Source organism: Pseudomonas sp. SDI (assembly GCF_003105155.1).
Classification (GTDB): Bacteria; Pseudomonadota; Gammaproteobacteria; order Pseudomonadales; family Pseudomonadaceae; genus Aquipseudomonas.
In genome coordinates this window covers 74980-96515 of the sequence record NZ_QETK01000008.1, presented here as the reverse complement: position 1 = coordinate 96515, position 21536 = coordinate 74980, and the positions used below count along the sequence as shown (strand labels likewise).

Annotated in this window: 22 protein-coding genes and 1 riboswitch; of the genes, 13 read left to right on the top strand and 9 right to left on the bottom strand. The window is 66.2% G+C overall.

The genetic code is table 11. From position 1 onward, the window contains the following. Positions 1–106 precede the first annotated feature (106 nt). Positions 107–685, top strand: coding sequence for a DUF4174 domain-containing protein (locus DCO48_RS07385; RefSeq protein WP_116549939.1), 579 nt, complete (start codon positions 107–109; stop codon positions 683–685). 1 nt (position 686) lies between these two features. Here DCO48_RS07385 and DCO48_RS07380 read toward each other — a convergent pair whose 3' ends face one another. From DCO48_RS07380 to DCO48_RS07360, 5 genes are all read right to left on the bottom strand, one after another. Next, entirely contained in the window at positions 687–1763 is a 1077-nt protein-coding gene (locus DCO48_RS07380) for a lipocalin-like domain-containing protein (protein ID WP_116549938.1), read from the bottom strand. Then, complete coding sequence (locus tag DCO48_RS07375) at positions 1753–4221, bottom strand: ABC transporter permease (RefSeq protein ID WP_116549937.1); 2469 nt, start codon at positions 4219–4221, stop codon at positions 1753–1755. The genes DCO48_RS07380 and DCO48_RS07375 overlap by 11 nt, the downstream gene beginning before the upstream one ends. Further along, the gene (locus tag DCO48_RS07370; RefSeq protein ID WP_116549936.1) at positions 4221–4877 is read right to left on the bottom strand and encodes an ABC transporter ATP-binding protein; all 657 of its coding nucleotides are present in this window, start codon (positions 4875–4877) and stop codon (positions 4221–4223) included. The genes DCO48_RS07375 and DCO48_RS07370 overlap by 1 nt, the downstream gene beginning before the upstream one ends. A 153-nt stretch (positions 4878–5030) precedes the next feature. Then, on the bottom strand, positions 5031–6077 hold the full coding sequence (locus DCO48_RS07365; RefSeq protein ID WP_116549935.1) for a class I SAM-dependent methyltransferase: 1047 nt from the start codon (positions 6075–6077) through the stop codon (positions 5031–5033). Positions 6078–6169: 92 nt separating this feature from the next. Next, the gene (locus DCO48_RS07360; RefSeq protein ID WP_116549934.1) at positions 6170–6748 is read right to left on the bottom strand and encodes a DUF4157 domain-containing protein; all 579 of its coding nucleotides are present in this window, start codon (positions 6746–6748) and stop codon (positions 6170–6172) included. 172 nt (positions 6749–6920) lie between these two features. Between DCO48_RS07360 and DCO48_RS07355 the strand changes: the two genes are divergently transcribed. Then, positions 6921–7550 carry a LysE family translocator gene (locus DCO48_RS07355; protein ID WP_116549933.1) on the top strand — a complete coding sequence of 210 codons (630 nt, stop codon included), beginning with the start codon at positions 6921–6923 and terminating at the stop codon, positions 7548–7550. 56 nt (positions 7551–7606) lie between these two features. On the opposite strand, the gene DCO48_RS07350 is transcribed toward DCO48_RS07355, so the two are convergent. Next, on the bottom strand, positions 7607–8167 hold the full coding sequence (locus DCO48_RS07350; RefSeq protein ID WP_116549932.1) for a TetR/AcrR family transcriptional regulator: 561 nt from the start codon (positions 8165–8167) through the stop codon (positions 7607–7609). Between the two features lie 91 nt (positions 8168–8258). Between DCO48_RS07350 and DCO48_RS07345 the strand changes: the two genes are divergently transcribed. Continuing rightward, the gene (locus DCO48_RS07345) at positions 8259–8990 is read left to right on the top strand and encodes an SDR family oxidoreductase (RefSeq protein WP_116549931.1); all 732 of its coding nucleotides are present in this window, start codon (positions 8259–8261) and stop codon (positions 8988–8990) included. A 39-nt stretch (positions 8991–9029) separates the two neighbouring features. Next, positions 9030–9623: a 2-hydroxychromene-2-carboxylate isomerase gene (locus DCO48_RS07340; RefSeq protein WP_116549930.1), complete on the top strand. Its 594-nt coding sequence runs from the start codon at positions 9030–9032 to the stop codon at positions 9621–9623. Here DCO48_RS07340 and ampC read toward each other — a convergent pair. Together ampC and DCO48_RS07330 are read right to left on the bottom strand one after the other, a co-directional pair. Then, positions 9620–10726 carry a class C beta-lactamase gene (ampC, locus tag DCO48_RS07335; RefSeq protein ID WP_256583997.1) on the bottom strand — a complete coding sequence of 369 codons (1107 nt, stop codon included), beginning with the start codon at positions 10724–10726 and terminating at the stop codon, positions 9620–9622. The genes DCO48_RS07340 and ampC overlap by 4 nt on opposite strands. A gap of 99 nt (positions 10727–10825) precedes the next feature. Further along, on the bottom strand, positions 10826–11941 hold the full coding sequence (locus DCO48_RS07330; protein WP_116549928.1) for a P1 family peptidase: 1116 nt from the start codon (positions 11939–11941) through the stop codon (positions 10826–10828). 297 nt (positions 11942–12238) lie between these two features. Here DCO48_RS07330 and DCO48_RS07325 point away from each other — a divergent pair, with 297 nt between their 5' ends. The 7 genes from DCO48_RS07325 (at position 12239) to DCO48_RS07295 (ending at position 18013) form a co-directional block, all read left to right on the top strand. Further along, positions 12239–12964: an IclR family transcriptional regulator gene (locus DCO48_RS07325; protein ID WP_116549927.1), complete on the top strand. Its 726-nt coding sequence runs from the start codon at positions 12239–12241 to the stop codon at positions 12962–12964. A 20-nt stretch (positions 12965–12984) separates the two neighbouring features. After that, positions 12985–13923 carry a formimidoylglutamase gene (hutG, locus tag DCO48_RS07320; protein WP_116549926.1) on the top strand — a complete coding sequence of 313 codons (939 nt, stop codon included), beginning with the start codon at positions 12985–12987 and terminating at the stop codon, positions 13921–13923. 43 nt (positions 13924–13966) lie between these two features. Beyond that, positions 13967–15178 (top strand): sodium/glutamate symporter, encoded by a 1212-nt coding sequence (gltS, locus tag DCO48_RS07315; protein WP_116549925.1) that lies wholly within the window; start codon positions 13967–13969, stop codon positions 15176–15178. Between the two features lie 107 nt (positions 15179–15285). Beyond that, positions 15286–15400, top strand: a riboswitch (TPP riboswitch). Positions 15401–15430: 30 nt separating this feature from the next. Then, entirely contained in the window at positions 15431–16087 is a 657-nt protein-coding gene (locus tag DCO48_RS07310) for a TenA family protein (RefSeq protein ID WP_116549924.1), read from the top strand. Positions 16088–16090: 3 nt separating this feature from the next. Next, positions 16091–16756: a thiaminase II gene (tenA, locus tag DCO48_RS07305; RefSeq protein WP_116549923.1), complete on the top strand. Its 666-nt coding sequence runs from the start codon at positions 16091–16093 to the stop codon at positions 16754–16756. Further along, positions 16753–17217, top strand: a complete 465-nt coding sequence (locus DCO48_RS07300) for an FAD/FMN-containing dehydrogenase (protein ID WP_116549922.1) — start codon at positions 16753–16755, stop codon at positions 17215–17217. The genes tenA and DCO48_RS07300 overlap by 4 nt, the downstream gene beginning before the upstream one ends. Positions 17218–17362: 145 nt before the next feature. Beyond that, positions 17363–18013 (top strand): HD domain-containing protein, encoded by a 651-nt coding sequence (locus DCO48_RS07295; protein WP_116549921.1) that lies wholly within the window; start codon positions 17363–17365, stop codon positions 18011–18013. A gap of 197 nt (positions 18014–18210) precedes the next feature. Here DCO48_RS07295 and DCO48_RS07290 read toward each other — a convergent pair whose 3' ends face one another. Next, positions 18211–19275, bottom strand: coding sequence for a GlxA family transcriptional regulator (locus DCO48_RS07290; protein ID WP_256583996.1), 1065 nt, complete (start codon positions 19273–19275; stop codon positions 18211–18213). A gap of 103 nt (positions 19276–19378) precedes the next feature. Here DCO48_RS07290 and DCO48_RS07285 point away from each other — a divergent pair, with 103 nt between their 5' ends. Both DCO48_RS07285 and DCO48_RS07280 read left to right on the top strand, forming a co-directional pair. Continuing rightward, positions 19379–20350, top strand: a complete 972-nt coding sequence (locus DCO48_RS07285; RefSeq protein ID WP_116549919.1) for an aliphatic sulfonate ABC transporter substrate-binding protein — start codon at positions 19379–19381, stop codon at positions 20348–20350. A gap of 61 nt (positions 20351–20411) precedes the next feature. Continuing rightward, a complete protein-coding gene (locus DCO48_RS07280; protein WP_116549918.1) occupies positions 20412–21530 on the top strand; it encodes an aryl-sulfate sulfotransferase in 1119 nt (372 codons plus the stop codon). Positions 21531–21536 lie beyond the last annotated feature (6 nt).

Below are 21536 nucleotides of genomic sequence, written 5' to 3'. Positions count from 1 at the left end.
TACTTTTGTCTTGCCCCGGCAATCGAAACAGTGGTTTAGGCTCGCCCGTCGGATCTTTCGCATCGATCCGTAGTCTTTGATGCATCGATACAAGAAGGAGATGCACATGCTTGTCCGGTCACTGACCTTCGCCGCCTTGCTGGTTGCTACCGGCCCCCTGTATGCCGCTGTGAACAATGCCGATCCAATGCCACTGGAACAGGACCTGGCCCGTGCCCGGCCGCTGATCATCATTGCCCCGAGCACCGCCGATCCGACGCTGCGCGGCTTGCAGGAAGCCCTCAAGGACCCGGCCACCAAAGCCCAGTTCGACGAGCGCGGGCTGGTGTTGTACAGCGTGGCGGGCATGGTCGGTAAACGTGAAGACAAGAACCTCGAACAGCAGACCACCATGGCGCTGATCCGCGAGCTCAAGCTGGGCGCGCGCAAGGGCACGCAGGTGGTGCTGGTGGGCAAGGACGGTCAGATGCACCTGATCGAGCACGACGGCTCGGTGGAGCCGAAGCAGATCTTCGACGCCGTCGACGCTTTGCCGGCCGAAGAAAAGGCCATCCAACCGCCCAGCGTCGCCGCGCAAAGCGCTGCCCAGGGCAGTACCGAAGCCCCCCCGGAGAAGAACGGCAAAGCGGCCAAGCCGGCAAAACCGGCGGCACCACCGAAACCACCGAAGCCACTGGAAGACTGACTCAGGGCGCGTACCCGGTCATTTCCAGATAGCCCTGTCCGCCGTTGCTGCCGCGCACCCGCACCGGGCCTTCCCAGTAGGGGAAGCGGGTGCCCATCCAGGCCTCCGGCAGCAGTGCCTCCACCTCGATCTGCACGGCTGGCTGGGTCAGCGCAACCTGCCAGCGGGTAGGCACTCGGCGGCCGTCCTTCAGGCGGGTCCAGCCTAACGGAGTGAGGGTGATGCGCTCGGCGCCCAACGCCTGTACCTGCCCATCGGCGGCGATCCAGGTGCCGGCTTTATACGGTTTGCCTGCCGCCTGCCGCACCTGAAACAGCATCAGCTTGGCGCCGCTGTCCAGGTGCAGGGAAAACCAGTCCCAGCCCGATTGCCCGGCGGCCAGCGGTTGGCTGCTCCATTCGCGGTCGAGCCAGGCCTGGCCGCTGACCTGATGGCGCACCCCGGCGCGCTCGATCTCGCCACTCACCTGGTAGAACGGCTGGCTGTAGTAGTACGACGCCTGACCCTGACCGGACTTCTCGCTGTAGCCGTGGTCGCCATGCAGTACCAGCGGCTGCTCGCTGCGCAGTTGCAGGCGGTAGCTGAAGTCGTTGCCGGCGGCCTGCATCTGCAGGTGTTCCAGCCCCGTGCCGCTCAGGCTACGCAGCGACCAGGCGTCGATCCAGGCGCGAAACGGCGTGGCCTGCACGCCGGCCTGGCCGATGCCGCCGCGGGCCTGGGTTTCGCTGAACTGATGGCCGTAGGGCCCACTGAGCGCGGCATGCCCGAGCCACAGGTTCGGGCTGGCCCAGCCCGGTTGGTCGGCGCCGGGGCGTAGCGCTGAGCGGAACAGTGTCCATTGCGCGCCCCAGTCGCGGCCCTCGGCATCCTTCAGGTTGGCCGTCACGTACCACCATTCGATGCGGTACCCGGCATGTGCAGCATGATCGGCAGGAAATTGCAGCGCGCGGCCACGTTCGACCTGGGCGAAGGTGCTGGCGTCCTCGCCGAGGCCGGCGAAACCTTGGGCCGGGGCAGGCGCCTGGTCACACCCGGCGAGCAGCAGGGCAAGGGCGGCGAGGCAGGCGCTAGCGTTCATCGGCAAACTGCCTCAGCAACTCGGCGGGTTGACGCCGTGCCAGTTGCCATAACGGCCAGGCGGCGGCGAGGAGGCTGGTCAGCAGGCCGAGCAGGCCCAGTTGCAGCAGTTGCGCCGGGAACACATGCAACGGCAGGCGCCAGCCGAACGCCTGGACGTTGACCACCGCCACCAGGCACCAGGCCAGCAGCAGCCCCAGCGGCATCGCCAGCAGCACGGTGAGCCCGGCGAGCATCAGCGTCTGGCCGAGCGACAGCCAGCCCAGTTGCCGGCGCGCCACGCCCAGCGCCCACAGCGGCGCCAGTTGCCCGAGGCGGCTTTGTCCCAGGGTCAGCAAGCTGATGAACAGGGCGACGCCAGCCACGCCGAGGGTCAGGCTGTTGAGCGCGGCGGTGGCGGCAAAGGTGCGTTCAAAAACCTCCAGCGACCAACGCTTGAGCGTGCCCTGGTCGACCATCTGCGTAGCGTCCAGCCGAAAGCGTTGTTCCAGTTGCACCTTGAGCGCCGGCACCTGGCTGGCGGCCATGCGCACGTTCAAGGCATCCAGCGTAGCCGCCGGCCAATGCTGGCGCAGCCAGTCCTCGCTGAGCAGCAGATGGCCCCTGGGGTTACCGTAATCGGCGTACAGCGCCACCACGGTCAGGGCCGGCGCGCCAGCGACCGGCAGGGCCAGGCGCTGGCCTAGCGCCAGGTGCAGGCGCCGCGCCAACTGTTCGCTGAGCATCACCCCGTTGCCGGCGGCCAGCCGCTCCCAGGCCTGCGGCTGTTGTTCGAGCAGCGGCCAGTGCTGGCGATAGGCGTGCGACTCGGGCACCCCCTGCGCCTGCACCGGCAGGCCCTGCACGCGCAGCGCTACGCGCCACTGTGCGCTGACCGCCTCGACAACCGGCTGTTGCTGCAGCCAGCGCTCGATGGCCAGGGCCTGGCGGGTATCGCGCGGGTTGAGGTAGAGCTCGGCGGCCAGGCGTTGTTCGAGCCAGCCGAGAAAGGTCTGGCGAAAGCCCTCGGTCATGCTGCCGACCCCGACACTCGCGGCCAATGCCAGCAGCAGCGCCATCAGTGCCAGGCTCAAGGCTGGCAGTTGCTGGCGACTGTCGGCGATGAACCACTGGCTGAGCGGGCTGCGGCATACGCTGCTGAGCAACGCCAATGTGCCGTCGAGCAGCGCCGGCAGAAGCAGGGCGGCGGCGAGCAGCACACTGGCCAGTAGCGCAAACGCGCTGGGCAGGTTGTCGCCCCAGCGCCAGCACGTTGCGGCAAGCACCACCAGCAGCAGCGCCAGCACGGCCTGTCGGCGCAACCAGAAAGCCTGTGCCAGGCGCCAGGCCTGCGGCTGGGCGAGCGCCAGCAGTGGCAGTTGGGCCGCGCGCAGCAGGCTGCTGGCACCGGCCAGCAGGGCACCGAGCAGGCTGATGCCGAGCCCGCTCAGCCACCAGTGCGCCGGTAGGTTCAGGCTGCCCGCCACCTGGGCGCCATACAGCCCGCGCAGGCTGGCGGCGACATCGCCGAGCAGCAGGCTGGCGAGCAGATAGCCGCAGGCCACACCGGCGATCCCGGCAAGCAAGGCGAACAGCCCGAGCTCCAGCGCCAGCGCCACGATCAGCCCGCGCAGGCTCACACCGCAAGCGCGCAGCGTGCGCAGCAAGCCACGGCGCTGCTCAAGCGCCAGGCCGATGGCCGCGTGGACGATGAACAGCCCGACCAGAAACGCCAGCACCCCCAGCGCCGTGAGGTTCAGGTGGAAGCTGGCGGTAAGCCGCTGCAGGTCGTCGCCATCGTCGGCCGTGTGCACTTGCAGGCGGTTGCCGAGGTTGGCCGGCAGCACCGCGGCGTTGACAGCGAAGTCGCTGGGCAGCAGCAGCCGCGACAGTTGCCCCGGTGCCTGCAACAGGCGCTGGGCCTGACCGATATCGACCACGATCACCCCCGGTGCGAGCTGCCCGTGTACCTGCAACGGTGGCAGGCGCAGGCCGTCGCCGCTGAGCGGTTGATCGCCGGCCTTGAGCCCCAGCCGTTGCAGAGTGTCGGCGGCGATCCAGGCTTGGCCTGGCGGGCCGATAAAGCCGGCGAGGTCGAGGGTGTTGGCGGGCTGCCCGGCAATGGCACTGTCCTGCGGCAGACTTAGCGGCTCGATGCCAAGCAGGCGCACGCTGAGCGGTTGTGCGCCGGCAAAGTGCAGGGGCCCTTCGAGCAGCGGCGACACCGGCCAGCCGGCGCGGCGCAGCTGGACGAACGCGGCCTGATCGATGCGTTCGCCCTGGCGCGGCAGCAATTGGCTGTGTGCGCTGCCGGCGAGCAGTGCGTTGGCCCGCGCGTAGTCGGCGCGGGCCTGCTGGTTGAGGGCCTGGACCCCGGTCCATAGCGCGGTGGCCAGCCATAGTCCGATGAGGATGCTGCTGCATTGCAGCGGGTGGCGGCGCCAGTGGCCGAGCAGGGCCGTGAGGCACAAGCGCAGCATCAGCCTTGCACCTGGCCGAGGTGCAGGTTCAGCCGCCGGTTCAGGCGCGAGGCGAGGTGGGCGCTGTGGGTCACCATCAGCAGGCTGCTGCCGGCTTCGCCGACCAGTTCCAGCAGCAGTTCCAGCACGGTTTCGCTGCTGCTTTCATCGAGGCTGCCGGTGGGTTCGTCGGCAAGCACCAGGGCCGGGCGCGCGGCAAGGGCGCGGGCGATGGCCAGGCGTTGCTGCTGGCCGCCGGAGAGTTGTTCGGGAAAGCGTTGCAGCAGTGTGTCGAGGCCCAGGCGCTCGGCGAGGTAGGCACTCCAGAGCGGGTCGTGACGCTTGGCTAGGCGCGCCTGGAAGGTCAGGTTGGCGGCGCAGTCGAGGCTGCTGATCAGGTTGTACTGCTGGAACACCAGGCCGATGCCCTCGCGACGCCAGCGCGCCAGTTCATGCTCGCGGCGATCGTGCAGGGGCTGGCCGTCGATACGGATGCTGCCTTGGTCGGGGCGTTCAAGGCCGGCGATCAGGTGCAGCAGGGTACTTTTGCCACTGCCGGACTCGCCCATCAGGGCCAGGCTGCTGGCGGCGGGTAATTGCAGGTCGATACCGCGCAACACCGGCAGCGGGCCCTGGGCGGTGGGGAAGGACTTGTGCAGGTTTTCGATGCTGAGCATGGACTTAAGGGTAGGTCAGGGGCGGAGGTTTTGCTGGCGTCCGGGCTGGCCTCATCACGGGACCAGCGCGCTCCCACAGAAATGCCCCGCCGTGCTCCTGTGGGAGCGGCGATGCGGCGATCCGACTCGTCCCGCGATGAGGCCGACACAGAGTTACTTGCGCGCCTCCAGAATCAGGTTGAACGGCGTCTCTGTGGCCCGACGGAAGCGGCTGAACCCAGCCGCTTCGAATACCTGGCGCAAACGCCCTTCACCCGCCTGTGCCCCCAGGCCCAGGCCGACTTCCTGTGACAACGAGTTCGGCGTGCAGATAAACGTCGATGCGGCATAGAACAAGCGTCCCACCGGGGTCATGTTCTGCTCCAGCGTGTCATGCGCAAATGGCTCCACCAGTAGCACCGTGCCATCGCTCTTCAGCGAAGCCAGCGCATGCCGCGCGGCGCCCACCGGGTCGCCCATGTCGTGCAGGCAGTCGAAGTAGCAGATCAGGTCGTAATCGGTGCCGGGGTAGTCCTTGGCGCTGCCCTGCTGGAAGCTCACCCGGTCCGCCACCCCGGCGTCCCTGGCGCGCTGATTGGCAATGGCCACCGACGGCGCGTGATAGTCGAAGCCGACAAAGCGCGACGCGGCAAATGCCTGGGCCATGATCACCGTCGAGGCGCCGTGCCCGCACCCGATGTCCGCCACCCGGGCCCCGGCCTGCAGTTTCTCCACCACACCGTCCAGCGTCGGCAACCACTCGCTGACCAGATGGGCGCGATACCCCGGACGGAAAAACCGTTCGGTGCCGCTGAACATGCACGGATGATGTTCGCCCCAGGCCAGTGCGCCATCGCCACGCATGGCCGCCACCAGCTTGTCCTTGTCGTGGAACAGCGCCGCGATCACCGAGGCACCGCCGGCCACATACACCGGCGAATCCTCGATGGCCAACGCCAGGGCCTGCTCTTCCGGCAGGCGGAAGCTGCCGGCCGTATGTTCGACATAGCCCGAGGCCGCCTGCGCGCTCAACCATTCGCGTAACAACCGGGCATTGCAGCCGGTCTTGACGGCCAGGGCCTCGGGGGTGATCGGCTGGCTGTCGGCCATGGCCTTGTACAAGCCCAGCTCGTCGCCGAGGATGATGTTGGCCAACATGGCCGCCGCGCCCATGTCGCTCACCAGCTGGCCCATGAACGCCTGTAGTTTGACCTCGTCCATTGCCTGCACTCCTTCAGGAAGTCCGCATGCGGGAGGTCTATCAGTCTACGTCCGCGGGCCCCGGGCGCGGTGTATTCCAGCCAGCCGGTCGCTCAGTGACCGGCAACCTGCAAGGCCTTGGCGACCTTGGCCTGGATCGCGTAGGCGGGGGCCTCGACCGCTTCATAGTCGCGCGTGTAGCGTGTGGCGAATTCCTCGATCCCCCATTGCTGATATTGCTGCACATGCTTGAGCTCGTGCGCCCATAACGCGGCATTGTTCTGCGCATCCTCGGCCGAACGGAAGACGATGATGTCGACCAGTGTCACCGCATTGACGTCCGGATTCTGCAGCATCGCCGTGGCCGCATCGATCTGCTCGGCATTGCCGACCTTGTAGCGCGCCGCGTCGAGCACCTGAAAGTCGTAGAACGGCTCCAGCTGCGCGCGGATATGCAGTGGGATCGGCAGTACCTCGCCCGCTGCGGCAGTATCGCGCGACAGTTTCAGCCAACCGGCCAGGCCACTGGCGGCCAGCCTGCCGACGTCCTCGAAGAGTTTGCCCAGGTCGGGGCTGACTGCCTGGGTACACGGTGCTTGGCTCGGGGCGCTCGGGCAGGCCGCGAAGGCCTGCATGGGCACGTTCAGGGCAAGGCTCAGCAACAGGCTGCGGGGCAGGGAAACAACAGGCATGAGGCTCCAGGCGATTAACGGGGCTCGGTCGAGCGGGTAGGCGATTTGACCGGGATTCGGCGGATTTGTCTCCTGCGGGCGACGAATAGTCGCCAGGCACCCGGCGACAGCACTTGAGCAAGCCCGACGGCCAAGGCATTCTGCACGCTTTGCGCTTGCAGGAGCCGCCATTTTGGACGCCTCGACCTTTTTGCTGTACGTGATTGCTGCCAGTGCGGTGATGATCACCCCCGGCCCGGCGATGTTGCTGGCGCTGAACAATGGCGCCAGCCACGGCATGCGCGTGGCCGGCTTCGGCATGGCCGGGGCGATGCTCTCCGACCTGATCCTGATTGCCGCCGTCGGCTGCGGGCTGGGCGCCCTGTTGCAGGCCTCGGAGCAGCTGTTCAGCCTGGTGAAATGGGTGGGCGCAGCCTACCTGCTGTACCTCGCGGTGGTGCTGTGGCGCGCGCCGACCCAGACCCTCGCGGCCAGCGGCTCGGCGGCGCCGGTGAGTGGCCGTTCGAGCTTCCTGCGGGCGCTGCTGGTGGGCTTGTCCAACCCCAAGGGCTTGCTATTTTTCTCGGCGTTCCTGCCGCAGTTCATCCGCCCAGACCAGCCGGTGGTGCAGCAGTACGTGATCCTGGCGATCACCACCGCCGCGCTGGACTGCGTGATGATGGTGATTTATGCCCTCGGCGGCCGGCATGCGATGCGCAGCTTTTCGGCGCGGGTGATGCAGTGGGTCAACCGCAGTTGCGCCGGCATGCTGGCCGTGCTGGCATTGGGCCTGAGCCTGTATCGCCGCAGCGACATGCATTGAATCTGTGCGGCGATGCGGCGACCCGACTCGTCCCGCGATGAGGCCATCACGGCCGACTATGTCTCCAGCGCTTTAGCGAGGAAGCTGCGGCTGGCCTGCAACACCTCTTCCTGGCTCTGTTCCTGGGCCAGCATCCGCGCGACGAGCAAGGCCCCCACGCACTGACAGAGCAGCGCCCAGGCCAGTTGCGGGTCTTCCAGGATAGCGGCCCAGGCCTGCTGCAAGGCGCGCAGCCACTGTTCCGCTTCCTCCTTCACTGGCTGCGCGGCGCGCGCCACTTCCGCTCCCAGCGCCGGGATCGCGCAACCGCTTTCCGGGTTACGCAGGTGCGCCATGCTCAGGTACTGGTCCAGGCAGCGCTCCAGCTTCTCGCGGCTGAGCACCCCGCTGCGGCTGCACAGGCCGATCTGGCTGTTCGACAGCTCATGGCGCACCACTTCGGTAAACAGGTCGTCCTTGGACGCAAAGTGGTTGTAGAACGCGCCGCCGGTCAAGCCGATGGCCTTCATCAGCCCGGCCACGCCGGTGGCCGAGAAACCGCCATGCTTGGCGATGGCGCCGCTGCTTTCCACCAGCTTCTGGCGGGTCTGTTCCTTGTGGGTGGTGGAGTAGCGCACGCCGGCTGTCCTCTGCATCGTTGGCTTGACGAAGGGGAAATCATAGCATAGCGTTCGTTTACTAAATGATCGTTTACCAAAGGGCGGCGCTATGACTCAAAACAACAAAGTCGTGCTGGTGGTCGGTGCCGGGGATGCAACGGGCGGGGCGATTGCCAAGCGTTTTGCTCGCGAGGGCTATATTGCCTGCGTGACGCGGCGCAGTGCCGACAAGCTGCAGCCGCTGATCAATGAGATCGAGGCCGAGGGTGGCAAGGCCTATGGCTTTGCCTCCGACGCGCGCAAGGAAGACGAGGTGACGGCGCTGGTCGAGGACATCGAGACGCGGATCGGGCCGATCGAAGCCTTCGTCTTCAACATCGGCGCCAACGTGCCGTGCAGCATCCTCGACGAGACCGCACGCAAGTATTTCAAGATCTGGGAAATGGCCTGCTTTGCCGGCTTCCTCACCGGCCAGGCAGTGGCCCGGCGGATGGTCGCTCGCGAACGCGGCACCCTCCTTTTTACCGGCGCTACGGCCGGCTTGCGCGGCGCGGCCGGCTTTGCCGCGTTCGCCGGGGCCAAGCATGGCATTCGCGCACTGGCGCAGAGCATGGCGCGCGAACTGGGCCCGCGTAACATTCATGTGGCCCATGTGGTGGTGGATGGCGCCATCGACACCGCGTTCATCCGCGACAGTTTCCCCGAGCGTTATGCACTCAAGGACCAGGACGGCATCCTCGACCCGGCGCACATTGCCGACAACTACTGGTTCCTGCATGCCCAGCCGCGCGATGCCTGGACCTTCGAGCTCGACCTGCGGCCGTGGATGGAACGCTGGTAAGCCGCTTACCGATCAATCACAACATAGGAACCTGTAGTGATGAGCACGACTGTCGAATGCTTTTTTGACCTGGGCAGCCCGGCCAGCTACCTGGCCTGGACCCAACTCCCCAGCCTTTGCGCACGGCATGGCGCCACCTTGCAGTGGCGGCCGATGCTGCTCGGTGGGGTGTTCCAGGCCACCGGCAATGCCTCGCCGGCCGCCGTGCCGGCCAAGGCGCGTTACTCGCTGGTGGACCTGCAGCGCTATGCCGTGCGGTATGGCGTGCCGTTGAATTTCAGCCGGTTCTTCCCGATCAATACCCTGACCCTGATGCGTGGCGCGATGGGCTATCAGCTCAAGCAGCCGCAGCGCTTCGAGGCGTACCTGAAGGCGCTGTTCAACGGCATCTGGGTCGAGCAGCAGAACCTGGGCGATCCGCAGGTGCTGGCGAGTGTGTTGGCGGCAGCAGGGTTCTCGCCGGAGGAATTTGTTGCGCTGGTGGCGGATGTGGAGGTGAAGCAGGCACTGAAAGCGGCGACCGCCGAGGCGGTGGCGCGCGGGGTGTTCGGTGCGCCGACCTGCTTCGTGGCGGGGGAGATGTTCTTTGGCCAGGATCGCCTGGAGTTTGTCGAGGCCGCGATGTGCTCTTAGTGGTCGGCCAGCGCACTCAAGATCTCATGCGCCAAGCGTACCCGCTGTTCATTCGGGTAATTGCTGTTGGCCAGCAACACGATGCCCATCTGTTTCGCCGGCACAAACGCCACATACGCACCAAAACCGTTGGTGGCCCCGGTCTTGTTGATCCACACCGCCTGCTGCGGCGCCAACGGTGGCGTCAGCGCGCGTACCGGGTGGCTCTCCAGCGCCCAGGTGTTGGCATTGCCGTCCACCAGCGTCTGCACCGCGACCGGGTAGGCATACTGCTCCCAGACCAGGTCCTGGACCATGTTTCCCGTGTCGAAATAGCCGGTATGGGTCAGTTGCACCGCTTGTGCCAGCGCCTGGTTGGCTACCGGTGCCCCCAGGTTCACTTCGACAAAGCGCAGCAGGTCGCGCGCCGTGGTCTTCATCCCATACGCTTCATCGGCCAGTACGCCGGGGCCAACCCGCACTGCCGCGCCGGTTTTGTCATAACCCCAGGCATAGCGCGCCATCTGCGTCTGCGGCACCCGAATATAGGTGCTGCTCATCCCCAATTGCGGATACACCTGCTGCTCCATCAGCGGTCGGAACGCCTGGCCCAGGCTCTGCGCCGCAACCACCGCCATCATGCCAATGCTCGGGTTGGCGTAGGTGCGGTAGCTGCCGGGTGTGTGCGCCGGCTGCCACTGGCGCAGGTAGCGGGTGAGCTGGGCGTCGTCGCTGACTGCGTCCGGCACCTGCAGCGGGAAGCCGCCGCTGGTGTGGGTCGCCAGGTTGAGCACGCTGAGGTTACCGAAGGCCGTATCCTTGAATTGCGGCAGGTAGTGCGCCACCGGCGCGCCCAGCTCAAGCTTGCCGGTTACCTGTGCGTAGGCGGTCGCCGTGGCAGTGAGGGTCTTGCTGACCGAACCGACCTCGAACAGGGTGTCGCTGGTCACCGCCTGGCCGCTGGCTTTGTCGGCCTGGCCGAAGTTGTAGAAATGCTGCTGCCCCTCAAGGGTGACGCCGACCGCCAGGCCGGGGATGTTGTGTTGCTGCATCACCCGGATCGCCGCTGCGCGCACCACTTCGTCGAGGTTCGACGCCAGCGCGTGCGGGGTGAAAGCAAACATAACCGATGAAACCAGCAGGCCGAGCGGACGCATGAAGCACTTCCCATAGCGTGAAAAGGGCAGAAGCTACCAGCTTCAGGCGTCCGACTCAAAACCCGCTCAGTGCGCTGGTGTCGGCTGCCAGCCCACCTGGCGCAAGGCTGTGAGCAATTGCTCGGGCTTGAGCGCCAGCACCTGCCGGCCGTTGCCGTGCAGATCGGTGGCGGCGAGCAGGGCATTGAGGATGGCTTCCTCGACCGCATCGGCAGCCGCGCCGAACAGCGCCGAAATATAGTCGTTGTTGACCATCTGCAAGGCCGTGGTCGGCGTCCCCGGCACCCCGAAGTTGGCGGCCGGCAGGGTGCTGTTGCCGGTAGAGAAAGCGACGAAGATATCGCCGCTGGAGTCTTCGGTACCGCCGCCGACCCGCGCCAGGCCGACGCTCGCCCGTTGTGCCAGGCGCGTGCATTGATGCGGTAGCAAAGGCGCGTCGGTGGCCAGGGTCACGACGATCGAACCCATGCCCGGCTCGCCGACATTCACTGGCCCGGCGAACGGCGACGGCAACTCGCCAAGCACCTGACCGACCGGATAGCCGCCCACCCGCAGGGCACTGCGCCGACCATAGTTGGCCTGGACGATGGCGCCCACGGTCCAGCCGCCCTGGTCGCCGTCGAGCACCCGCGATGCGGTGCCGATGCCGCCCTTGAACTCATGGCAGATCATCCCGGTGCCGCCGCCCACGCAGCCTTCAGCCACCGGCCCGGGCTGCGCTGCGGCCAGTGCCGCCTGTACATGTTCGGCGGTGATGTGCTGGCCCCAGATGTCGCTGAGCACACCGTCGTAGGTTTCCAGCACCGTTGGCATGCACCAGTAGGTGTGGCCACTGTGTTTGGCCAGGTCACGTTCGGCCGCCACCAGTGCGTCGCGTACCACGCCGACACTGTGGGTGTTGGTGTAGGCAATCGGCGTGGTCAACAACCCGGCTTCGCGAATCCACTCCAAGCCGGTGCCGTCGCCGTTGCCGTTGAGCACGTGCACCCCGGCAAAGCACGGTTGCAGGTGGGCGGCGCCAGCGCGCGGTTCGATCACCGTGACCCCGGTGTGCACCGAAGCCTCGGTGCTTTCGCGGTGCACGCTGTGATGGCCGACGCGCACGCCGGGCACATCAGTGATGGCATTGAATTCGCCCGGTTTGCCCAACCCCAGTCGAATACCCAGATCACGTACTCGCATTGCTGCTCTCTCCCGATTGATTGCTTGCGAATGTGCGGCGGGGCGGTTGACCCTGTGCCGCGAGTGCCCCCAGTCTATGGCGCTATCAAGGGTAGGACGATTTCCCGCAGGCAGTAACCCTCAGGCGTTGCAGGTGGAACAGGCGCTGCTCAAAGCGCAATGACCTGGGTCTAGAAAAATCTGACCCAGCCAGCCTCACCGCCTGTCGATAGATCGTCAGGCAATTCCCACTCAATAGGAATCTCATTTCACTAATTGGGAAAGCGTGTGCACCCTTGTCCTCAAGGAGAGCGCCCAATGAACTACAACACGCCTACCGACCGCTTGTTACAGATCCTCGTGGCCCTTGGCCAGGCCGATGAAGCCTTGTCGGCCAAGGACCTGTCGCTGAACCTCAAGCAGCCGCTGAGCAGCACCTACCGTCACCTGAAAACCCTGCTGCGCTGGGGCCTGGCCGAAGACAACGGCCAGGGCCGCTACCTGCCGGGCCCGGCCTGTCTGCAACTGGCGAAAAAGTTCGACCGTGAAGCGGTGCTGGTGACCCTGGCCAAACCCGAACTCAAGCGCCTGGCCGACCTCAGCCAGGAAAGCGTCGCATTGATGGTGCCGAGCAACGGCCAGGCGATCTGCATCGAGCTGATCGACAGCCCGCAACCGCTGCGTTGCTGCTACCAGAAGGGCCTGGCCCAGCCACTGCGGGTCGGCGCTTCGGCGCGGGTGCTGCTGGCGCATATGGACGAAGCCCGCAGCGAGGCGATCCTCGCCGAGCAGGGCGTCGATGGCGCCGCCTTCGAGGTGTACCGGCAAAGCTTCCTGAGCATCCGCGAGCAAGGCTACGCGGTGAGCCTCAGCGAAATCGACCAGGGCATCTGGGGCGTCAGCGCTCCGGTGCTCGACAGCCGCAATCGCCTGCACGGTGCAATCAGCCTGATGGCCCCGGCATTTCGCGCCGAACAGAACCGCGAGCGGCTGATGCGCTGGACCCGCGAAGTGGCCCTGCGCGTCAGCGCCCGACTCGACTGAATCTATCTGGAGCCGTACATATGACTACCTTGACTGCCGTGTCGCCCTGGCAGGGCCGCATCGATGCTGGCGAAGGCCTGGCGGCGCGCCGCTGGCACCAATGGGTGCAGCCGAGCCGCGCCGGCCAGCCTGCCGGGGTCGCCTTGCTCGGCCTGGCCAGCGATGAAGGCGTGGTCCGCAATCAGGGCCGCAGCGGCGCCCGCCAGGGCCCGCCGGCCTTGCGCAAGGCGCTGGCCAACCTGGCCTGGCACGGCGAACAGCCGCTGTACGATGCCGGCGACATCGCCTGCCTCGGCAACGACCTGGAAGGCGCCCAACTGGCCTATGCCGATTGCGTCAGCCAACTGCTTGACGACGGCCATCTGCCGCTGGGCCTGGGCGGCGGACACGAAATCGCTTTTGCCAGTTTCCTCGGCCTGGCCCAGCACCTGCGTCGTCATGAAGCGCGGCCGCGCATCGGCGTGTTGAACTTCGACGCGCATTTCGACTTGCGTCACGCCGAGCGCAGCAGCTCCGGCACGCCGTTCCGGCAGATCGCCGAATACTGCCAGCAGGCCGACATGGCGTTCGACTACTGCTGCCTGGGCGTGAGCCGCTTCAACAACACCCAGGCGCTGTTCGAGCAGGCCGCGCAGCTCAACGTGCGCTATCTGCTCGACCGGCAGATGCAGCCGTGGCAGATGCCGGACGTCGAAGCCTACCTGGATACGTTCCTCGCCGGCATCGATCACCTGTACCTGACCCTGTGCCTGGACGTGCTGCCCGCCGCCCAGGCCCCCGGCGTCAGCGCGCCGTCGGCGCATGGCGTCGACCTGCTGCTGGTCGAACACCTGGCCCGCCGTGCGCGGGCCAGCGGCAAGCTGCGGATGGCCGACGTCGCCGAACTCAACCCGAGCCTGGACCAGGACAACCGCACCGCGCGTATCGGCGCCCGGCTGCTGGCCAGCCTGGTCGACTGAGCTCGCCAATCCCCGATCACTATAAAAAGAAGAGTATTTACCCATGCTGACCCTGCACCTGGATGCACTGACCACCGTTGCCCTGGCCTTGTTGCTATTGGCGATGGGGGCGCAATTGAAGAAGCACAGTCACTGGCTGCGCCAGCTGTGTGTGCCGGCGCCGGTGATTGGCGGTTTCGGCTTCGCCCTGGCGGTATGGCTGCTGCGCGACCAGCAGTGGCTGGACGTGAAACTCGACACCGCCATGCAAACCCCGCTGATGGTGATGTTCTTCACCACCGTCGGCCTCGGCGGCAGCCTTGGCCTGCTGCGCCAGGGCGGTAAGATCCTGTTCGTCTACCTCGGCGCCTGCTGGGGCCTGGCCTTGTTGCAGAACGTGGTCGGCGTGGCGGCGGCCAAGGCGTTGGGCATCGACCCGCTGCTGGGGATCATGGCCGGTGCCGTGTCGCTGGAAGGCGGGTTTGGCGCCGCTGCTGCGTTCGGGCCGATTGCCGAAAGCCTGGGCACCCAGGGTGCGACCACCGCGGCCTTGGCGTCGGCGACCTTCGGCATGGTGGCCGGCGGCTTGCTGGGGAGCCCGTTGGCGCGTTTCCTGATCGATCGCAAGAAACTGGTGGTGCAGGCCGAGCAGGTCGGTGAGTTGCAGGCCCTGGCCCAGGCCAGCGAAGCGCCGGCCGTGCCGGTCGATGCCGGAGTCTGGCTGCGCCTGCTGACCTGCGTGCTGGTGATCATGGTGCTGGGCTTCTGGATCGGCGATGCGCTCAAGGAGCACCTGGGCATCGTGTTGCCGGTATACGTCGGGGCGATGTTCGTGGCCATCGTGCTGCGTAACCTCAACGACCGGGCGCGCCTGCTGGCGTTGCCGGACAACGCGGTGGGGACGCTGGGCGATATCAGCCTGGGGATGTTCCTGACCATGGCGATGATGAGCCTGAAGTTCTGGGAACTGGAACAGCTCGGCCTGCCGTTGCTGGTGATTCTGCTGGTGCAGGTGTTGATCATGGTGCTGCTCTGCGTGTTCGTGCTGTTCCGTCTGTTTGGCGGCAACTACGACGCGGCGGTGCTGTGCGCCGGCTATATGGGCCATGGCCTGGGCGCGACGCCGAACGCGGTGGCGAACATGGGCGCGATTTGTGAGCACTACAAGGTGTTTTCCTACAAGGCGTTCATCATCGTGCCGCTGTGTGGCGCGGTGTTGATCGATATCGTCGCGTTGCCGTTGATCACCTGGTTTATCAATGCGTTTAGTGGCTGACCTGGCCTAGGTGGGGGCTCTGTGGGCGCTCGGACAAAAAGGGCCGGCTCTCACAGAGCGCCGGCCCTACAAAACGTGACAAGCCCCCCTCACATCCTGTATAGATTCCCGCCACCAAGGGGAGCCCGGCAAAGGGCTGAGAAACCGCTCGCACGCGCAGCGCGGTGACCCTTCGAACCTGATCCGGATCATGCCGGCGAAGGGATGGGATTAGCGCCTGCCTTTTTGCCGGCCTCACCATGAGGTCGCTTCATGTCTGACAGTACCGAACGCTTTACCGAAACCCTGCGCCGCGAAAACCAACCGAACTGGTCGCAGGCTGTCGGCCACCGTTTCGTCACCGAGCTGTTCGCCGGCGCCGTGCCCGACGCGGTCATGGCCCGCTACCTGGTTCAGGACCATCGCTTTCTCGACAGCTTCCTGACCCTGCTCGGCGCCGCCATCGCCAGCGCCGACAGCTTCGAGGCACGCCTGCGCCTGGGGCGCTTCGCCGGGATGATCTCGGGGGAAGAGAACACCTATTTCCTGCGCGCGTTCGAGGCCCTCGGGGTCAGCGAGGCACAGCGCCACAACGAGCCCGACACGCTGCCCACCGCCGGCTTCAAGGCGATCATGCGCGAAGCCGCCGCCACCCGTTCCTACGCCGCCGCCCTGGCGGTGCTCAACGTCGCCGAGTGGCTGTACCTGGATTGGGCGATCAAGGCGCCACAACCGCTGCCGGCGAGCTTTGTCTACGCCGAGTGGATTACCCTGCACGACAACCCGTTCTTCCGCGACTTCGTCGGCTTCCTGCGCGCCGAACTGGACCGCGTCGGCCCTGCCGAAGCGGCGCTGAGCCGTGATTTCTTCCTGCGCACGGTAACCCTGGAGCGCGAGTTCTTCGACGCCTGCTACGCCATCGAGGGCTGAACCATGGATATTTTCGAGCGTTTGAAAGCCGCTGCGGCAGCCGATTGGAACAGCTACGTCGAGCATGCCTTCGTCCGCCAGATGGGCGAGGGGAGCCTGGCGCAGGCGGCGTTTCGCAAGTACCTGGTGCAGGATTACCTGTTCCTGATCCAGTTCGCCCGCGCCTGGGCGCTGGCCGCTTACAAGAGCCGCACCCTGGCGGACATCCGCGCGGCGCAAGCCGGCCTGGCGGCGATTCTCGACGAAACCGAGCTGCATGTGCGCCTGTGCGCGCGCTGGGGGCTGTCACAACAGGACATCGAGGCCGCGCCGGAGCATCAGGCCACTGTGGCCTACACCCGTTTCGTGCTCGACTGCGGTGCCGCCGGCGACCTGCTGGAGTTGCATGTGGCGCTGGCGCCGTGCGTGATCGGCTACGCCGAGATCGGCAACAACCTCACCCCGCACGGCGTCGAGGCGCTGGCCGAGCACCCTTATCGCGAGTGGATCGGCGAGTATGCCGGTGCCGGCTACCAGGCCGTTGCGGCGGCAGCGCGCAAGCATCTGGACGAGCTGGCGGCACGCAGCATGACCGAGCAGCGCTTCGAGGAACTGGTGGCAGTGTTTGCCAAAGCCTCGCGGCTGGAGGCAGACTTCTGGCAAATGGGTCTGGAAGGGAGTACGCAATGAAGTATCGTTTTGCACTGACACTGGCCTTGCTGCCGTTGTTTGCCCAGGCGCTGGAGACCGGTGAGCGTCTGGCACCATGGACCTTGTCCGACCAGTACGATCAGCCCTATAGCCTGCAAGCGCAGACACGCACGCTACTGGTGGCGCGCAACATGGATGGCGCCAAGCTGGTCAAGGCGGCGCTGGCGGATACGCCCAAGGGTTATCTGGAGGCCCGCCATGCGGTGTTCGTTGCCGATATCCAGAAGATGCCGGCGCTGATTGCCAAGTTGTTTGCGATCCCGGCGATGCGCGATTACAGCTACCGGGTGGTGCTGGACCGCGAAGGGCAGGTGGTGTCGAGGTATCCGGGGGCCGAGGACAAGGTGCTGTGGTTGCAACTGGAGGATGGCAAGCTGGTTGCGCAGCGTGAGTTTGCCGACGCGGCAGCGTTGCGGGCAGCGCTGGACAACGCGCTGTAGGAGCTGGCTTGCCTGCGACCTGCCGCGCAGTATGCAGTGTGCCAGGCAGATCGCGAGCGCTGGATTTACGAGCGCTTCGCACTCGGTCGCAGGCAAGCGCTCCTACAGGACACGCGGCGTCATTGTGATCATTTCGAGAGTCTCCATGCCCCACTTCAGCCCTCACCAAGCCCTCGCCAACCGCCTGCTCCCGCACCTGCCGGTCGACAACGGCGATGGGTCGCACGACCTCGCGCATATCCACCGGGTCTGGAGCAACGTGCGCCTGATCCAGGCCGAGGAGGGCGGCGACCTGGAGATCCTCCTCGCCGCTACCCTGCTGCACGACTGCGTCGCCGTCGAAAAAAACTCCCCGCAACGCGCCCATGCCTCCAGCCTCTCGGCCAAACGCGCGGCGTTGATCCTCGAAGCCCTCGGCTGGCCCGCCGCGCGCATCGACGCGGTGACCCATGCGGTAAAAAACCATAGCTTTTCTGCCGGTGTTACCCCGCAAACCCTTGAAGCGCGCATTCTGCAGGACAGCGACCGGCTCGACGCCATTGGCATGGTCGGCGTCGCGCGGTGTTTCTACGTGGCAGGGCGAATGGGCTCGGCGCTGTACGACGTTGACAACCCCACGGCACAAGGCCGCGACTATCAGGACAACCGTTACGCCATCGAGCACTTCCAGACCAAGCTGCTGAAACTCGCCAGCACTTTTCAGACCCACGAAGGCAGCCGCCAGGCTGCACTGCGGCATCGGCGGCTGGAACAGTTCCTGAGCGATTTCATGCAAGAGATAGGCGCGGGCAACTAGGGCCGGTTACAGCGGAGAGATGGTCCCTGCGAGGCCGATCAAGATGGCCAGGGCCAGGAATCCAAAGGTGAAAATTGCCAACTTAGCCATACGGCCTCCTGATCGATGGGTCCGGTCGTACCGGAGTTGGGCGCCATTGTCTGCCTGCAGCTGTATTCGAAACAGATTCAGGTATCTCAGAAAAAACCGTATCAGATTCACTGTGCCAGTTGATTCAGAGCAATCGACAGGGGCTCCTCGTAGCGGTAGCCAGTCTGTCCTGCAGCCGGCATCGCATCGGTTGCCGGGCCCCGTCGCGACTGGGCGCGGTAGCCCAGCGGGCTGCTCCCGAGCTGGCGCTGGAAACTGCGGCGCATGCGCTCTTCGTTACCGAAACCGGTGGTTTCGGCAATGCGCTTGATCGGCTCCTGGCTGGTCTCCAGCAAGCGGCAGGCCGCCTCCAGACGCAGGGTTTCCACGGTCTGCGCCGGCGTGCCGCCGGTGGCGGCGGCGTAGGCGCGGGCGAAGTGTCGCGGGCTCATGCCGAATCTTTCCGCCAGACGCTCCACGCGCAGGTCGGCGTCGAGGTTTTCCGCGATCCACGCATGCAGGCGCACCAGGCGCTGGTCGCGGTCGCTGCGCAGGGCGTCGCTCTGTGCCTTGAGCGGTGCGCTGAGCTGGGCCTGTTCTGCCGAACGACGCAGGAACAGGGTGAAGTAGCGGGCCAGGGTCAGTGCCGCATGCGGGCCGAGGTCCTGCTCCAGCAGTGCCAGGCCCAGATCGATGCCGGCCGAGGCACCGCCGCAGGTCCACAGGTTGTCTTCGTGCAGGTACAACGCCTCGCGTTCCACCCGCAGTGCCGGGTAGCCTTGCTGCAGGGTGTCGGCGAACTGCCAGTGGGTGACCACTCGGCGCCCGTCGAGCAGGCCGGCGGCGGCCAGGGCGAATGCGCCGGTGCCGATCGAACAGAGCCGCCGCGCGCGCGGTGCGCGGCGCTGCAACCAGGCTTTCACCTGCGGGTCGCTCTCCAACTGCGACACCCCCGGCCCGCCGATCACGATCAGGGTGTCGAGGTTTTCCTGTTCCAGTTCGTGCAGCGCCCGGGTGTTCACCCCGATCCCGGAAATCGTTTCGATCTCGCCGCCTAGCGGCGAGGCCAGCACGATGCGATACGGCGGCTGCTGCGCCAATGCCCCGCCGAGCACCCGCGGTGCTGCGGCGAACACCTCCAGCGGGCCGGCCGCGTTGAGCAGCAGGGCACCGGGAAACGCCAAGACCAGCACCGTGCGTGGTCCCGACGTGGCAGAAAAGGAGGGGTGTTTGACATGGTGACGGGCAGGCGGCGTCGACATACTGGGGGCACTTTCCGATTCAAGAGCCAAGACGATGCCTAGAAAGTCTGTCCCTGCCAAGCGCCTTGCACGCCTGCTGTGCGTCGTCAGCCTGTTCGGCGCCCTGCAGGCCTGGGCCGGCGCTACGCCGGAACTCGACGTGGGCGATCAGAGCGGCCTGATCCAGGCCCTGCTACACGCCTCGCGGCAAGACCAGGGCCTGGCCTATCGCCTCGACTGGCATCCGTTTACTGCCGGTACCGCGCTGATGGAGGCGCTGAACGCGGCGGCCATTGATATCGGTGTGGTCGGCAACGCGCCCCCCGTGTTTGCCCAGGCCGGTGGTTTCGAGGTGCGGGTGGTGGCGGCTGCCGAAGGCGCGCAGAACAACAATGCGCTGCTGGTGCAGCCGGGCTCGACGATTCGTCAGCTGGCCGACCTCAAGGGCAAGCGCCTCGCCGTGGCCAAGGGCACCAGCGGGCACTACCTGCTGCTGGCGGCGCTGGCCGAAGCCGGGCTCGAACCCAGTGAGGTCAGCATCGTTTACGCGAGCCCGGTGGATGCGCAGAACGCCTTCGCCAGTGGCAAGCTTGATGGCTGGGCGGTGTGGTCGCCGTTTGTCGGTCAGGCCACCGCCCGCGGCGCGCAAACCCTGCTCGACGGCAGCCGCTGGGCGGAAACCGGGCTGAATTTCACCGTCGCCAGCCTCGCTGCGCTGAACGATCCGGAAAAAGCCGCGCTGCTCGGCGACTTCATCCAGCGCCTGGCGCGTGCCCAGGCCTGGGCCACGGCGAACCCCGAACCCTGGGCCGCGCACCTGGCGCAGGTCACGCGCCTGCCGCTGCCGCTGGTTAAGGATATGCTCGCCCGGCAGCACGTGCAGTACGTGCCAGTGGATGCCCGGGTCATCGCCCTGCAACAGCGCCTGGCCGACCGTTTTGCCCAGGCCCGGTTGATTCCGCGCCCGCTGCAGGTTGCCGAGGCCTTCGACGACCGCTTCAACACGCTCCTGCCACAACAGCCCTGATCCCTTGCCCGACCGTCATGCCGCAGTTGCCGGCAGGGCGGCGCTCACCCGGAGAAATGTCATGCCTGCACTTGATTCCACCACCCTTAGACGCCACGCCAGCGGCTTGATCGCCGTCGACGCCGAGCGCTCCGCTGGCGGCTACACCCTGTTCGCCCCGCAAACCGCCGACGGCAAGGTGTTCCTGATCAACCTGCGCGGCGAACCGGTGCACCAATGGAAACTGCCACAGCGCCCCGGCCGCGACGCGGTGATCCTGGCCAACGGCAACCTCGGCTATAACGGCAACCACGCGGATTCGCCGGAGCTGTTTCCGGGCTGGTCGGTGTGGCACGGCGGCGCGTTCAGCGAAGTCACCCCGCAAGGCGAGGTCGTCTGGGAACACACCGACCTGTTGCATCATCACGACGCCCAATGGCTGGACAACGGCAACCTGCTGTACACCACCGTCGAGCCGCTGCCGGAGGCGATTGCCCGCCGTGTGCAGGGTGGTATCCCTGGGAGCGAGGCGAAGGGCGGGGTGATCTATGGCGATGTGGTCAAGGAAGTCGACCGTGCCGGCCAACTGGTCTGGCAATGGCGCAGTTGGGAGCACCTGGCCCCGGAAGACTACCCGCTGCATGCCTGCTTCGAGCGTTACCACTGGCCGATGACCAACGCGGTGACCCCCGGTCGCGACGGCAAGGTGATCCTCAGCATGCGCAGCGTGTCGTCGGTGATCGCCGTGGACAAGGCCAGCGACCGTGTACTCTGGCGCCTGGGCCACGACATCGTCGCCCAGCAGCATTGCCCGAGCGAGCTTGAAGATGGACGCATCCTGGTGTTCGACAACGGCATTTCGCGGCCACACGTCGCGATGCCGTTCTCGCGGGTGATCGAAGTCGACCCGCTGGCCCAGCGTATCGAATGGCAGTATGCCGACAGCCCCGGCTACGCCTTCTTCAGCCCGTTCATGGGCGGTGCGCAGCGCCTGCATAACGGCAACACGCTGATCACCGAAGCCAACTTCGGCCGGCTGTTCGAAGTCACCCGTGCTGGCGAGGTGGTCTGGGAGTACATCAACCCGCACTTTGCCGCTTACCCGGACGCCGCTTCGCGGGCTTACCTGCCGGGCGAGAACAACGCGATCTTCCGCGCGCACCGTTACCAGGCGCGGGACATTCCGTGGCTGCGCGACTGATCGTCG